This is a genomic window from Enterobacter sp. E14S (genome assembly GCF_055666685.1).
Window position 1 is genome coordinate 90,394 of the sequence record NZ_JBVODQ010000012.1, and the last position, 13,114, is coordinate 103,507.

At 57.2% G+C, this 13,114-nt stretch carries 12 protein-coding genes; 1 reads left to right on the forward strand and 11 read right to left on the reverse strand.

What is annotated here, in order from left to right:
* Positions 1-227 precede the first annotated feature (227 nt).
* From livF to livK, 5 genes are read right to left on the reverse strand one after another with little or no spacing between them, the layout of a single operon-like run.
* A complete protein-coding gene (gene livF, locus ACZ6J2_RS19515; RefSeq protein ID WP_008500102.1) occupies positions 228-941 on the reverse strand; it encodes a high-affinity branched-chain amino acid ABC transporter ATP-binding protein LivF in 714 nt (237 codons plus the stop codon).
* 1 nt (position 942) lies between these two features.
* Positions 943-1,710 (reverse strand): high-affinity branched-chain amino acid ABC transporter ATP-binding protein LivG, encoded by a 768-nt coding sequence (livG, locus tag ACZ6J2_RS19520; protein ID WP_023310024.1) that lies wholly within the window; start codon positions 1,708-1,710, stop codon positions 943-945.
* Positions 1,707-2,984, reverse strand: a complete 1,278-nt coding sequence (livM, locus tag ACZ6J2_RS19525; protein WP_063145307.1) for a branched chain amino acid ABC transporter permease LivM — start codon at positions 2,982-2,984, stop codon at positions 1,707-1,709. Before livM ends, livG begins: the two co-directional genes overlap by 4 nt.
* Positions 2,981-3,907, reverse strand: a complete 927-nt coding sequence (gene livH, locus ACZ6J2_RS19530; protein WP_008500099.1) for a high-affinity branched-chain amino acid ABC transporter permease LivH — start codon at positions 3,905-3,907, stop codon at positions 2,981-2,983. The genes livM and livH overlap by 4 nt, the downstream gene beginning before the upstream one ends.
* A 46-nt stretch (positions 3,908-3,953) precedes the next feature.
* Positions 3,954-5,063 carry a high-affinity branched-chain amino acid ABC transporter substrate-binding protein LivK gene (gene livK / locus ACZ6J2_RS19535; RefSeq protein ID WP_471726472.1) on the reverse strand — a complete coding sequence of 370 codons (1,110 nt, stop codon included), beginning with the start codon at positions 5,061-5,063 and terminating at the stop codon, positions 3,954-3,956.
* A 424-nt stretch (positions 5,064-5,487) separates the two neighbouring features.
* Between livK and panM the strand changes: the two genes are divergently transcribed.
* Positions 5,488-5,877 (forward strand): aspartate 1-decarboxylase autocleavage activator PanM, encoded by a 390-nt coding sequence (panM, locus tag ACZ6J2_RS19540; protein ID WP_047345615.1) that lies wholly within the window; start codon positions 5,488-5,490, stop codon positions 5,875-5,877.
* A 130-nt stretch (positions 5,878-6,007) separates the two neighbouring features.
* Here panM and livJ read toward each other — a convergent pair whose 3' ends face one another.
* From livJ to ftsY, 6 genes are all read right to left on the reverse strand, one after another.
* Positions 6,008-7,108: a branched chain amino acid ABC transporter substrate-binding protein LivJ gene (gene livJ, locus ACZ6J2_RS19545; RefSeq protein ID WP_074147346.1), complete on the reverse strand. Its 1,101-nt coding sequence runs from the start codon at positions 7,106-7,108 to the stop codon at positions 6,008-6,010.
* A gap of 197 nt (positions 7,109-7,305) precedes the next feature.
* Entirely contained in the window at positions 7,306-8,571 is a 1,266-nt protein-coding gene (locus tag ACZ6J2_RS19550) for a 4-aminobutyrate--2-oxoglutarate transaminase (protein WP_471726473.1), read from the reverse strand.
* Between the two features lie 136 nt (positions 8,572-8,707).
* Entirely contained in the window at positions 8,708-9,565 is an 858-nt protein-coding gene (gene rpoH / locus ACZ6J2_RS19555; protein ID WP_115876938.1) for an RNA polymerase sigma factor RpoH, read from the reverse strand.
* 251 nt (positions 9,566-9,816) lie between these two features.
* Positions 9,817-10,872 carry a permease-like cell division protein FtsX gene (gene ftsX / locus ACZ6J2_RS19560; RefSeq protein ID WP_032662628.1) on the reverse strand — a complete coding sequence of 352 codons (1,056 nt, stop codon included), beginning with the start codon at positions 10,870-10,872 and terminating at the stop codon, positions 9,817-9,819.
* Positions 10,865-11,530 (reverse strand): cell division ATP-binding protein FtsE, encoded by a 666-nt coding sequence (ftsE, locus tag ACZ6J2_RS19565; RefSeq protein ID WP_025758973.1) that lies wholly within the window; start codon positions 11,528-11,530, stop codon positions 10,865-10,867. Before ftsE ends, ftsX begins: the two co-directional genes overlap by 8 nt.
* A 2-nt stretch (positions 11,531-11,532) precedes the next feature.
* Complete coding sequence (gene ftsY / locus ACZ6J2_RS19570) at positions 11,533-12,957, reverse strand: signal recognition particle-docking protein FtsY (RefSeq protein ID WP_471726492.1); 1,425 nt, start codon at positions 12,955-12,957, stop codon at positions 11,533-11,535.
* Between the last annotated feature and the right edge of the window lie 157 nt (positions 12,958-13,114).

A 13,114-nucleotide genomic window follows, 5' to 3' on the forward strand; every position in this document is an offset into this window, starting at 1 on the left:
GCCGGATGCGCGATATCACGCGTTTTATGCTCGCGAGGTAACATGACATGCTCGAATTACAGAAAAATAACTGTTTGTTTACAGATAAGTGACAGCCAGGCGTCAGGGGGATGATGGTTGTGTGAAAGGGGTTGGGGGTGTGGTTTGGGTGCGGTCTGGTGCCCTCTCCCACGGGGACAGGAAGAAAACATTAAAAAAGGCAACTTGCGTTGCCTTTTTGCTTTTACCTATCCGCCCAGGTAAGCGCTCCGCACCGCCTCGTTCGCCAGCAGCGCGTCGCCGGTATCCTCCAGCACCACGCGGCCGTTCTCCAGCACGTAGCCACGGTCGGCCAGCTTCAGCGCCTGGTTGGCGTTCTGCTCGACGAGGAAGATGGTCATCCCCTCTTTACGCAGCTGCTCAATGGTGTCGAAAATCTGCTGAATGATGATCGGCGCAAGGCCGAGCGACGGTTCGTCCAGCAGCAGCAGGCGCGGCTGGCTCATCAGCGCGCGGCCAATCGCCAGCATCTGCTGCTCACCGCCGGACATGGTGCCCGCACGCTGGATGCGGCGCTCCCACAGGCGCGGGAAGAGTTCGTACACCCACTTGATGCGGGTCTGGTATTCATCGCGGTGAGCGAAGAACCCGCCCATCGCCAGGTTCTCTTCCACCGTCATGCGGGAGAAGACGCGGCGCCCTTCCGGAACAATCGCCACCGCCTCGCGCATGATTCTGGCGGTCTGCCAGTCGGTAATGTCTTTACCATCGAACACAATCCGCCCGCTGGTGGCGCGCGGGTCGCCGCACAGGGTGCCGAGCAGCGTGGTTTTGCCCGCGCCGTTGGCGCCAATCAGGGTCACGATTTCCCCCTGATTGATATGCAGGCTGACGTCGTGCAGCGCCTGGATCTTGCCGTAGTGCGCGTTGACCTTGTCGAACGTTAACATCGCTTTTTCCATCTTATGCCTCACCAAGGTATGCGCGGATCACATCCGGGTTGTTGCGGATCTCTTCCGGCGTGCCGTTTGCCAGCGGCGTGCCCTGGTTTACCACGTAGATACGGTCCGAAATGCCCATCACCAGCTTCATGTCGTGCTCAATCAGCAGGATGGTGGTGTCGTGACTGTCGCGCAGCTCGGCAATCAGCTCGTCCAGCTCTTTGGTCTCTTTCGGGTTGAGCCCTGCCGCCGGTTCGTCGAGCATCAGGATTTCCGGCTGCGTCACCATGCAGCGCACGATTTCCAGGCGACGCTGGTCACCGTAGGCCAGGTTGCTCGCCTGACGGTTGGCGTGCTGCAGCAGGCCAATTCGGTCGAGCCAGGTGGCGGCGCGATCAAGCGCTTCATCCTGCGCGCGGCGGAAGGCCGGGGTTTTCAGCAGGCCGGAGAACAGCCCGGTTTTTAGCTGCTGATGCTGTGCCACCAGCAGGTTCTCAATCACCGTCATCTCGCGGAACAGACGCACGTGCTGGAAGGTACGCACCACGCCCATGCGGGCAATCTGCTGGCCCGGTAGCCCTTCCAGGTGCTGATCGCGCAGCATGATGGTGCCGCCCGTTGGCTTGTAGAAGCCGGTCAGGCAGTTAAAGACCGTGGTTTTCCCCGCGCCGTTCGGACCAATCAGCGAGACAATCTCTTTCTTGTGCAGATCCAGATTCACGTTGTTGACCGCCAGCAGGCCGCCAAAACGCATCATCAGGCCGTTAACGGATAATAATGGCTGACTCATGCCTGCTCTCCTTTCGCTTGCCCGTTCTTCAGCTTCAGCTGTGGACGGGTCATCGGCAGCAGACCCTGCGGACGCCAGATCATCATCAGCACCATCAAACCACCCAGCATCAGCATGCTGTATTCGTTAAAGTCGCGCATCAGCTCGCGCGAGACCACCAGCAGGATGGCCGCGAGGATAACGGCAAACTGCGAGCCCATCCCGCCGAGCACCACAATTGCCAGCACAAAGGCGGATTCGGCAAAGGTGAACGATTCCGGGCTGACGAAGCCCTGACGCGCGGCAAACAGCGTTCCGGCGAAACCGGCAAACGCGGCGCTGATGGTGAACGCGGTCAGCTTGATGCGGGTCGGGTTCAGGCCCAGGGAGCGGCAGGCGATCTCATCTTCACGCAGCGCTTCCCACGCGCGGCCCAACGGCATGCGCAGCAGACGGTTGATCACGAACAGGGTAATCACCACCAGCAGCAGGGCCACCAGATAGAGCCAGATCACGCGGTCGGATGGGTCGTACTTGATGCCAAAGAAGTTACTGAAGGTATCCCAGCCGCCTTCGCGGGCGGTACGGCTGAACTCCAGGCCGAAGAAGGTCGGTTTCGGGATCTGGCTGATGCCGTTCGGGCCGCCGGTCACTTCGGTGTTGTTAAGCAGCAGGATACGGACGATTTCGCCGAAGCCTAAGGTCACAATCGCCAGGTAGTCACCGCGCAGGCGCAGCACCGGGAAGCCAAGCAGGAAGCCCGCCGCGGCAGAGACCAGCCCCGCCAGCGGCAGGCAGGTCCAGAAGCCGAGACCGTAATAGTGGTTCAGCAGCGCGAAGGTATAGGCGCCGATGGCGTAGAAGCCGCCGTAACCCAGCACCAGCAGGCCCGAGAGCCCCACAACCACGTTCAGACCGAGGCCGAGAATCACGTAGATCATAGTCAGGGTGGCGATATCCACGGTGCCGCGAGACACCACAAACGGCCACGCCACGGCGGCCACCAGCAGCGCCACGAGGAACAGCTTCTGCTTAACGGTAGAACCGTCGATTGCCGGCAGGACGAATTTCGGCCCGGAGACGTTTTTCAGCGTCTTCTGGAACAGCGGACGCAGCAGCTGGAACAGGAACACCACGGCGGTGCCGATAAACACCCACTGCCAGCGGATGTCGGGGGCGGTATCCACCACCAGCTTCGTGCCGTCAAGACCTAACTGGACGCCCATAAAGACGCCCGCCAGCACGAAGAACATGGCGGCAGAGAGCAGCGCCATTGCAAAATGCATCGGTTTCATACTTTCTCTACCTCCGGACGGCCCAGAATACCGGTAGGCATCACCAGCAGAACCAGAATCAGCAGGGCAAACGACACCACGTCTTTATACTCCGTGCTCAGGTACGCCGAGGAGAGCGCTTCCGCCACGCCCAGGATCAGGCCACCGATCATCGCGCCCGGAATACTGCCGATACCGCCCAGAACCGCCGCGGTGAAGGCTTTCATCCCGGCCATGAAGCCGATGTACGGGTTGATCACGCCGTAGAACTGGCCGAGCAGGACACCCGCCACCGCCGCCATCGCGGCGCCAATCACGAAGGTCAGGGCAATCACGCGGTCGGTGTTGATGCCGAGCAGGCTCGCCATCTTCAGGTCTTCCGCGCAGGCGCGGCAGGCGCGTCCCATACGCGAGTAGCGGATGAACAGCGTCAGGGCGAGCATCGCAATAAAGGTCACGACCCAGATAACCAGCTGCATGGTGGTGATAGAGGCCGCGAAGTTTTCGCTGGCCCCCACAATCCACTGGCCGTTAAACAGGCTTGGCAGCGCCACGTCGCGCGAGCCTTCGGTCAGGCTGACGTAGTTTTGCAGGAAGATGGACATACCGATCGCGGAGATCAGCGCAATCAGGCGCTTGGAGCTGCGCACCGGCCGGTAGGCCACGCGCTCAATGCTCCAGCCGTAGGCGCTGGCTATCACAATCGCGCCGACAAACCCGGCGGCGACCAGCAGCCAGCTGCTGTCTATGCCCATCATCATCAGGGCGGCAATGATCATAAAGGAGACGTAGCTACCGATCATGTACACCTCGCCGTGGGCGAAGTTGATCATGCCGATAATGCCGTAAACCATCGTATAGCCGATGGCGATCAGCGCGTAGGTGCTTCCCAGCGTAACGCCGTTAAACATCTGCTGCAGGAAATAGAGAAACTGCTCGGACATATGCAAACCTTTTTATACCCGCCCGTCATGCCGGGCGGTGGGATAATTATTTGGCGGCCGAGGACGAACCGTCGGCGTGCCACTTAAAGACACCAAACTCAAATCCCTTCAGATCGCCTTTCTCATCCCAGTTCAGCGGCCCAATCACGGTGTTCGCCCCGTGTGCTTTTAAATCTTTCACCAGATCCAGCGGCTCTTTGCTGCCGGAGCGATCCAGCGCGGTGGCCAGAGACTGTACGGCTGCATAGGTGATCCAGACGTACGGACCACTCGGATCTTTCTTCTGCGCCTTGAGCGCATCCACGATAGCCTTGTTGGCCGGATCCTGGTCATAGCGTTTTGGCATCGTGACCAGCATGCCTTCAGCAGAATCCCCCGCGATGTTCGACAGGGAGGCGTTGCCCACGCCCTCTGGCCCCATAAACTGGGTTTTCAGACCGGTGGCGCGCGCCTGACGCAGCATCTGGCCCATCTCCGGGTAGTAGCCGCCGTAGTAAACGAAGTCGATGTTCTCTTTTTGCAGACGGGCGATCAGCGCGGAGAAATCTTTCTCGCCTGCGGTAATGCCGTCGAAGAAGACGATGCTCGCGCCGCCTTTTTTCAGGCCGTCCTGCACGGAGCGCGCCAGGCCTTCGCCGTACTGCTGTTTGTCATGAATAATGGCAATGCGCTGTGGCTTAACGGTCTCGAGGATGTATTTGGCGGCGGTGGGGCCCTGCGAGGAGTCCAGACCGGCGGTACGCATGATGTGCTGATAGCCGCGCTGGGTCAGTTCCGGATTCGTTGCGCCTGGGGTGATCATCAGAATGCCTTCGTCTTCGTAGATATCAGACGCAGGCTGGGTGGAGGATGAACACAGGTGGCCGATCACATACTGGATACCGTCGTTGACGATTTTGTTGGCGACCGCGACGGCCTGTTTCGGATCGCAGGCATCGTCATATTCCACGCCCACCAGCTTATCGCCCTTGATGCCGCCCTTGGCGTTGATGTCTTTAATGGCCTGGCGCGCGCCGTTGAACTCCATGTCACCCCACTGGGCAACAGGGCCGGACATCGCGCCCACGACCGCAACCTTAATGTCGTCCGCCATAGCGGTATGCGAGATCGACAGTGCGACCATCCCCGCGATTAACGTCTTCGCGTTCCTTTTCATCTCTGAATCCCCATTCGTGATGTCGTGTTTATATTTTGTTTTATTATGGTTAAAAAGCATTCTGTACTTTTAATGAACAACGCTATTTTTACCAGTGCCTTTAATGGTTTAGCGCAGTTTTTTGTCAAAAACCAGACTAAAATCTCTATTTTTCAGGCTATTAAGCAAAGATAATATTCTGAAATCAGGCAGAGATAAACAAATAAAAGTGCAGTTTGCAGCATAAAATAACGGTACAAAGCGCCGAATAAATCACTACCGTTCAGGTTAAAATTCTGCTTATTTTTCGATCCATGTGTTTTCAAACTGCCCAACGCGTTGCCAAAAAACTAATCACCTGGTTAATGAGAATAAAAAGAGGAAGCCGCTGAGTGAATAAATTGAGTACACTGCCCCTACTCAATCTGATTTGGACAAGTGGCTAATGAAACTGACTATCGTGCGTCTGGTGACCTTTAGCGACCAGGATCATATCGACCTGGGCAAGATCTGGCCGGAATATTCCCCTTCGTCGCTGCGCGTTGATGAGACCCACCGCATTTATGCCGCGCGTTTTAACGAACGTCTGCTGGCTGCGGTTCGCGTAACCCTGAGCGGTACGGAAGGGGCGCTGGACTCGCTGCGCGTGCGTGACGTCACCCGTCGTCGCGGTGTGGGACAGTATTTAATTGAAGAAGTGATCCGCGAAAACCCGAGCGTGACCTCATGGTGGATGGCTGACGTGGGCGTGGAAGACCGCGGCGTGATGGCGGCGTTTATGCAGGCGTTAGGGTTTACGGCGCAGGAGAGCGGGTGGGAGAAGCGCCAGAGTTGATTTGTGCGGCCTGATCTGTGCGGCCTGATGCCCTCACCCCGGCCCTCTCCCACGGGGAGAGGGAGAACACCGAGCGGTCCCCTCTCCCTGTGGGAGAGGGTTAGGGTGAGGGCATCAACCCGCACCAGTCTTATTTGGCGTCTGTCGCCGTGCCGTTAGCATGCCAGTCAAACACGCCGAACTCAAAGCCCTTCAGGTCGCCCTTCGCGTCCCAGGAGAGTGGCCCCATGACGGTCTGGACCGTGTTCGCTTTCAGCCAGGTGGCAATCTCAGCCGGATCGGCTGACTGGTTCAGGCCCGCCTGCAGGGACTGCAGCGCCGCATAGGTGGTCCAGACGAACGCGCCGCTTGGATCCTGTTTCTTCGCCTTGATGGCATCTACGATAGGTTTGTTCGCAGGGACCTGGTCGTAGTTCTTCGGTTTAGTTACCAGCAGGCCTTCGGCTGATTCACCCGCAATGTTAGACAGGGACACGTTCGCTACGCCTTCCGGCCCCATAAACTGGGTTTTCAGGCCCGCAGCGCGCGCCTGGCGCAGGATCTGGCCCATTTCCGGGTGGTAGCCACCGTAGTAAACGAAATCAATATTCTCTTTCTTCAGACGCGCCACCAGGGTGGAGAAGTCTTTCTCACCGGCGGTGATCCCGTCGAAGAACACCACGTCGGCATTCGCTTTCTTGAGGTTATCCTGCACTGAACGTGCCAGACCTTCACCGTACTGCTGCTTGTCATGAACGATGGCAATGCGCTTCGGCTTCACTTTTTCAACGATGTATTTCGCCGCGGTTGGGCCCTGGTCAGAGTCCAGGCCGGTAGTGCGCAGGGTCAGCTTGTAGCCGCGCGCGGTGAGCTCCGGTGCGGTCGCTGCCGGGGTGATCATCAGAATACCTTCGTCTTCGTAGATGTCAGACGCTGGCTGAGTAGAGGAAGAGCACAGGTGACCGATAACGTATTTGATCCCGTCGTTCACCACTTTGTTCGCGACCGCGACCGCTTGTTTCGGGTCACAGGCATCATCATATTTTACGATCTGCAGTTTTTCGCCTTTGATACCGCCCTTAGCATTAATGTCTGCAACCGCCTGCTCAGCGCCGGTAAATTCCTGGTCGCCGTACTGTGCTACCGGACCGGACATTGCGCCAACCACAGCCACCTTGATGTCTGCCTGTGCCATGGTGCTGAATGCCAACGCGATACATCCTGCCAGTAACGCTTTACCCTTCATGTTCATCCTGAGATTCCCCATTATTATGGTTATTACGATTGTTGTGATGTTGTTGTGCAGCGCTTTATGTCAGTTATAGGTGTGCTGTCCGCGCTTTTTCAGCATACTCTGCTAAAACATACCCGATTTTTATGATTTTGGAATAGCTAATTTGAAATGAATATATGATAAGCCCGGCAGGGATTTTCGCCGGGCATATGGCTTTAACGTGTCAGCGACGCGGAGATAATGTCCAGCGCTTTACGGAATTGCGCTTCAGGAATAGTCAGCGGATACAGGAAACGAATGACGTTGCCGTAGACGCCGCAGCTCAGCAGCAGCAGCCCTTCCTGCAACGCGCGATCCTGCACCTGGCGGGTAAATTCCGGCGAAGGCTGACCCGTTTGCGGGTCGTTAAACTCCACCGCCACCATCGATCCCTGCGCGCGAATGTCAGCGATATACGGGCAGTGTTCTTTCGCCTTGTTCAGCACTTCCACCAGGTGATGGCCAAGATGCGCCGAGCGCGTGCAGAGATCCTCTTCATCAATCACGTCGAGCACGGCATGGGCCGCCGCAATCGCCAGCGGGTTTCCGGCGTAGGTACCGCCCAGCCCGCCCGGTGCAGGGGCGTCCATCACCTCCGCACGGCCAGAAACCGCCGAAAGCGGCATCCCGCCCGCCAGGCTTTTCGCCATGGTGATCAGATCGGGCTTCACGCAGTGGTGTTCCATCGAGAACAGCTTGCCGGTACGGGCGAAGCCGCTTTGCACCTCGTCGGCAATCAGCAAAATACCGTGGGTGTCGCACAGGGCGCGCAGCGCCTGCATAAAATCAGCTGGCGCAATGTTGAAACCGCCCTCTCCCTGAACCGGTTCGAGAATAATGGCCGCGACCTGGTCGGGTGCGATATCCGCTTTAAAGATGCGTTCCAGGCTTTTCAACGCTTCCGCCGTGCTGACGCCGTGCAGTTCATTCGGATACTGCGCGTGATACACCGAACCGGGGAACGGGCCAAAGCCGAGCTTGTACGGCGCAACTTTGCCGGTCAGCGCCATGGTCATAAAGGTGCGGCCGTGGAACGCGCCGCCGAAGGTGATTAGGCCGGGACGTTTAGTGTACGCCCGGGCAATTTTGACCGCGTTTTCGACCGCCTCTGCCCCCGTGGAGAAGAACGCGGTTTTGGCCGGACCGTCAACGGGCACGCGCTGGTTGATGCGCTCGGCAAGCGCCACATAGCCTTCGTACGGCACAATCTGGTACGCCGTATGGGTAAACGCGTGGAGCTGTTTTTCAATAGCGGAAATGACTTTTGGATGGCGATGGCCGGTATTCAGCACCGCGATCCCGGCGGCGAAGTCGATGTACTCGTTGCCTTCCACGTCCCACACCGTGGCGTTTTCAGCTTTTTCGGCATAGAAGTTACACATCACGCCGATGCCGCGCGGCGTGGCCTGTAAACGCCGGTCGTTCAGTTCGTTATTTTTCACCCTGTCCCCCTGAGAAAGTCGCCTGCTTAGCGCATCAGTAAGTGTTTGCCAGGGGGAGGGAATTCGCCAGAGCGGGCGCTAAAAAAACAAAACCCCCGAATTTGCATTCGAGGGTTCTCGGTGTACTTCGCGGAAATTACGCTTCGATAGCGGCGCGAAGTTTTTTCATGGCGTTCTTTTCAAGCTGGCGGACACGTTCCGCAGAAACGCCGTAGCGGTCGGCCAGCTCCTGCAGCGTGGACTTGTTGTCTTCGTCCAGCCAGCGGGCGCGAATAATATCCTGGCTACGTTCGTCGAGGCCTTCCATCGCATGGGTCAGCTTGTTCGCGGCCTGATCTTCCCAGTTATCCTCTTCGATGCCGTCAGCAAAGTTAGAGGTTTTATCCTGCAGATACAGAACCGGTGCCATCGGCTGGCTGTCAGATGCGTCGTCGTCGGAGGACATATCAAAAGTCATGTCCTGCGCGGCCATACGGGATTCCATCTCACGCACGTCTTTGCTGGTTACGCCCAGCTCGCGCGCCACCATTTCCACTTCATCCTGGTTGAACCAGCCCAGACGCTGCTTGGTTTTACGCAGGTTAAAGAACAGTTTGCGCTGCGCTTTTGTCGTGGCGACTTTCACGATACGCCAGTTGCGCAGCACGTATTCATGAATTTCTGCTTTGATCCAGTGTACAGCGAAGGAGACGAGTCGCACACCCACTTCCGGGTTAAAGCGACGCACAGCCTTCATCAGGCCGATGTTACCTTCCTGAATCAAGTCCGCCTGCGGCAGGCCATAGCCCGCATAGTTACGAGCAATGTGAACAACAAAGCGCAGGTGAGACAGGATCAGCTTTTTCGCTGCTTCCAGATCGCCCTGGTAATGCAGCTTTTCAGCAAGCTCCTTTTCTTCCTCGGCCGTTAACATCGGCCAGGTGTTCGCAGCCCGGATATAAGATTCCAGGTTACCAACAGGGGCTAAAGCTAAAGTTTGCATTTCTTTGGTCATTCATTCCTCTCAATGTTTCTTCTGGTCCTGGTCGTCCCCGTCAGGCAACAACCATGCCAAAGCGTTTGAGCAACGAGATTAGCATTCACTCTTTTATCAGACAGTGATTTTATCCACAAGTTCCAGGTGCAACGGTGAATAAATTACGCACAAATTGTGACATGAAGATGATAACAGGGGAAGCGACAACAGGGACGCTTTCCCTGCAGAGCGAGCATCTCGGTGCAGGGAAAGATTATATCACGCTTTTATTAGTCGGGAGTAAAGTGACGTAAATGTTGAACGGTTGCCAGCCAGGCTGCCACCCACCCAATCATCGAACAAACCAGCAGCAGCAACAGGCACTCATCGAAGCCTAAGCCACTGATATCAAACTTCGTTCCGAAAACCTGCGCCACTTCAGTCACGGCAGAAGAGAGCCGCATCACCAAAATTTCTGACAATATCAGTGAAAGAAATGCACCGGAAAAACCGAGCAATGCGCCACCGTAAAGGAACGGTCGGAGGATGAACCCATCCGTCGCACCAATCAGTTTCTGCACGTTAATGGTATCGCGACGGGCAAAGATGCTCAGGCGCACGCTGTTACCGATGACGAGGAAGACCGCCGCCACCATCAGCACGCCAATCATCGCCGCGACGCGTCCTACCAGCCCGGTCAGGGCAGCAAGGCGCGCAAACCAGCTGTCGTCCATGCGCACTTCATCAATGCCCTTAATGCGCGTGATGCGATCGCGCAGGGTGTTAAGCGAATCGGTCCCCTGGAAATCCAGCTTCGGGATCACCACCGCCACGGCGGGCAGCGGGTTCTCTTCGAGCATATCCAGCGCGCCGCCAAAACCAGACCAGTTACGGAACTCGCCCAGCGCGTCTTCACGGGAGAGATAGTTGACCTTCTCCACGCCCTGCTCGGCCTGGATTTGCCCGACCACCTGTGCCGCGGCGTTATCGTCGAGCGCTTTATCCATATAGACCGTGATCTGCGGAGACGGATAATACTGTGAGGCCGCCTGGTTGACGTTTTTATAGACCATATAGCAGACGCTTGGCAGCGTCAGGGAGATGGCGATCACCATCACCGTCAGGAACGTCGCCAGCGGTTTGCTTTTCAGGTCCTGCAGCGCGCCGTGGAAGGCGTAGCGCACCTGCTCGTTAAACACGTTGGTTTTACGGGAGGCCGGTTTTGGCGCGGCCTTCTGGCGCTTCGGCGCATTACGATTGCCGTCACCACCGCCCTGCGGCTTACGGAAACGGTCAAACCGGTTTCCGAACTGCCGAATCTGGTTTATTGCATCACGCTTATTCACCGTGGCCTCCGTGCAAATGCCCGTCGCTCAGGGTCAGCATGCGGTACGAACGACGGGAAATGAGCCCGATGTCGTGCGTGGCCATCAATACGGTGACTCCTACGCGGTTGAATTCCTCAAACAGACGCAAAATCCCTTCTGACAGGGCATCGTCCAGGTTACCGGTTGGTTCATCCGCCAGCAGTACGGCAGGCTTGTTCACCACCGCGCGGGCGATGCCCACGCGCTGCTGCTCACCGCCGGAGAGCTGGATCGGGAAGTTCTTCGCTTTGTCCAGCAGCCCGACCTTATCCAGCGCCGCAGAAACGCGGCGGCGGATATCGTCATAGCTGGCGCCGGCAATAATCAGCGGAATGGCCACGTTATCGAAAACGGTGCGATCCATCAGCAGGTGGTGATCCTGGAAAATCATGCCGATCTGCCGACGCAGGAACGGCACTTCGCGGTTTTTCAGGCGGCTGATCTCATGGCCGCCGAAAAAGATTTTCCCGGCGCTTGGCCGCTCGATCCCACAGATAAGCTTGAGCAGGGTACTTTTCCCCGCGCCGGAATGGCCGGTCAGGAATGCCATCTCGCCCGGCTGCAGGTGGAATGTTACCCCCTGCAGCGCTTGTCTCCCACCGAGATAGGCCTTGCTGACGTGTTCAAAGCGAATCATTGTTAGTCCTCTCGGGCAAATAATGCCTCAATAAAGTCGTCCGCTTTAAACGGACGCAAATCCTCAATACGCTCGCCCACACCGATGTAGCGGATAGGGATGCCGAACTGATCGGCCACGGAGAAGATCACCCCGCCTTTCGCGGTGCCGTCCAGCTTGGTCAGCGCGATCCCCGTCAGTCCTACCGCTTCATTGAACAGCTTCGCCTGGCTGATGGCGTTCTGTCCGGTGCTGGCATCAATGGTCAGCATAATTTCATGCGGCGCGTCTTCGTCCAGCTTCTTCATGACGCGAACGATTTTCTTCAACTCTTCCATCAGGTGCGATTTGTTCTGCAAACGCCCTGCGGTATCGGCAATCAGCACGTCCACGTTGCGCGCCTTCGCCGCCTGGATGGCATCGAAGATCACGGACGCAGAATCCGCGCCGGTATGCTGGGCAATCACCGGAATGTTGTTGCGCTGGCCCCAAACCTGCAGCTGCTCAACCGCAGCCGCGCGGAAGGTATCGCCCGCCGCCAGCATCACCGATTTGCCCTGCTGCTCGAACTGACGCGCCAGCTTGCCGATGGTGGTGGTTTTACCCACGCCGTTCACGCCAACCATCAGAATAACAAATGGCGTTTTGCCTTCAATATTAAGCGGTTCGTCAACTTTTGCGAGAATTTCACCCATCTCGTCTTTCAGCAGGCCGTACAGCGCTTCGGCGTCGCGCAGCTGTTTGCGGCTCGCCCCTTCGGTCAGATTGGCGATGATCTTACGGGTGGTTTCCACGCCGACGTCCGCAATCAGCAGCTGTTCTTCCAGCTCTTCGAAGAGATCGTCGTCGATCTTCTTGCCGCGGAACAGACTGATAAATCCGGAACCTAAGTTTTCTTTGGTTTTGAGCAGGCTGCGCTTCAGGCGCGCGAAGAAACCTTCTTTGGTCGGTTTTTCCTGCTCCTGGACGCTCTCTTCTTCGGCCTGCTCTTCTACCGGCACGACGATGACCGCTTCTTCCGCGGCTTCTGCCGCCAGCGCCTGGGCTTCCAGCTCTTCATCGGTCAGCTCTGGCTCGAGTGCCGCTTCTTCTTCCACCGCCTCAACGATTTCAACGGTTTCCGCTTCGGCCTGCCACTCCTCGGCAGACACCTCTTCGGCTTTCACCTCTTCCGGCAGCGGCAGCTCTTCGTGTTCGATAACGGCCTGCGGCGCTTCGGCAAGGGCCTCAATGACAACCGGCTCTGGCTTCTCGCTCTCCTGAACCTGTTCCGTAACCTCAACCACTTCTTCAGCAAAGGATTCAATCTCTTCTTTGCTGTGCGCCGTTTCTTCCGCTTCGACAACCGCGGCGGTTTCTACAGGCGTTTCAGGCTGCGACTGCTCTTCAACGGCTTGTTGCTCTTCGGTTTTCTGTTCTGTTTCTTGCTCTTTTTCACCGAAGCCCAGCCAGGAAAAGAAGCCACGTTTTTTTTTGTTTTGCCATCTGCGACTACACTCCTCGCGGCGCTATATACATGGAAGCTAAAAAAATGATGAAATAGTCTAACACTTTACTTAATTGACATCACCGCCCGCAATCGCAGGCCAATTGTTAACAGAGCTT

Excerpts from the sequence above, each read along its gene's own strand:
- panM (WP_047345615.1), top strand. The coding sequence starts at position 5,488 with ATGAAACTGACTATCGTGCGTCTGGTGACCTTTAGCGACCAGGATCAT.
- livJ (WP_074147346.1), bottom strand. The coding sequence starts at position 7,108 with ATGAACATGAAGGGTAAAGCGTTACTGGCAGGATGTATCGCGTTGGCA.
- rpoH (WP_115876938.1), bottom strand. The coding sequence starts at position 9,565 with ATGACCAAAGAAATGCAAACTTTAGCTTTAGCCCCTGTTGGTAACCTG.
- livM (WP_063145307.1), bottom strand. The coding sequence starts at position 2,984 with ATGAAACCGATGCATTTTGCAATGGCGCTGCTCTCTGCCGCCATGTTC.
- ftsE (WP_025758973.1), bottom strand. The coding sequence starts at position 11,530 with ATGATTCGCTTTGAACACGTCAGCAAGGCCTATCTCGGTGGGAGACAA.
- livF (WP_008500102.1), bottom strand. The coding sequence starts at position 941 with ATGGAAAAAGCGATGTTAACGTTCGACAAGGTCAACGCGCACTACGGC.
- livG (WP_023310024.1), bottom strand. The coding sequence starts at position 1,710 with ATGAGTCAGCCATTATTATCCGTTAACGGCCTGATGATGCGTTTTGGC.
- livK (WP_471726472.1), bottom strand. The coding sequence starts at position 5,063 with ATGAAAAGGAACGCGAAGACGTTAATCGCGGGGATGGTCGCACTGTCG.
- livH (WP_008500099.1), bottom strand. The coding sequence starts at position 3,907 with ATGTCCGAGCAGTTTCTCTATTTCCTGCAGCAGATGTTTAACGGCGTT.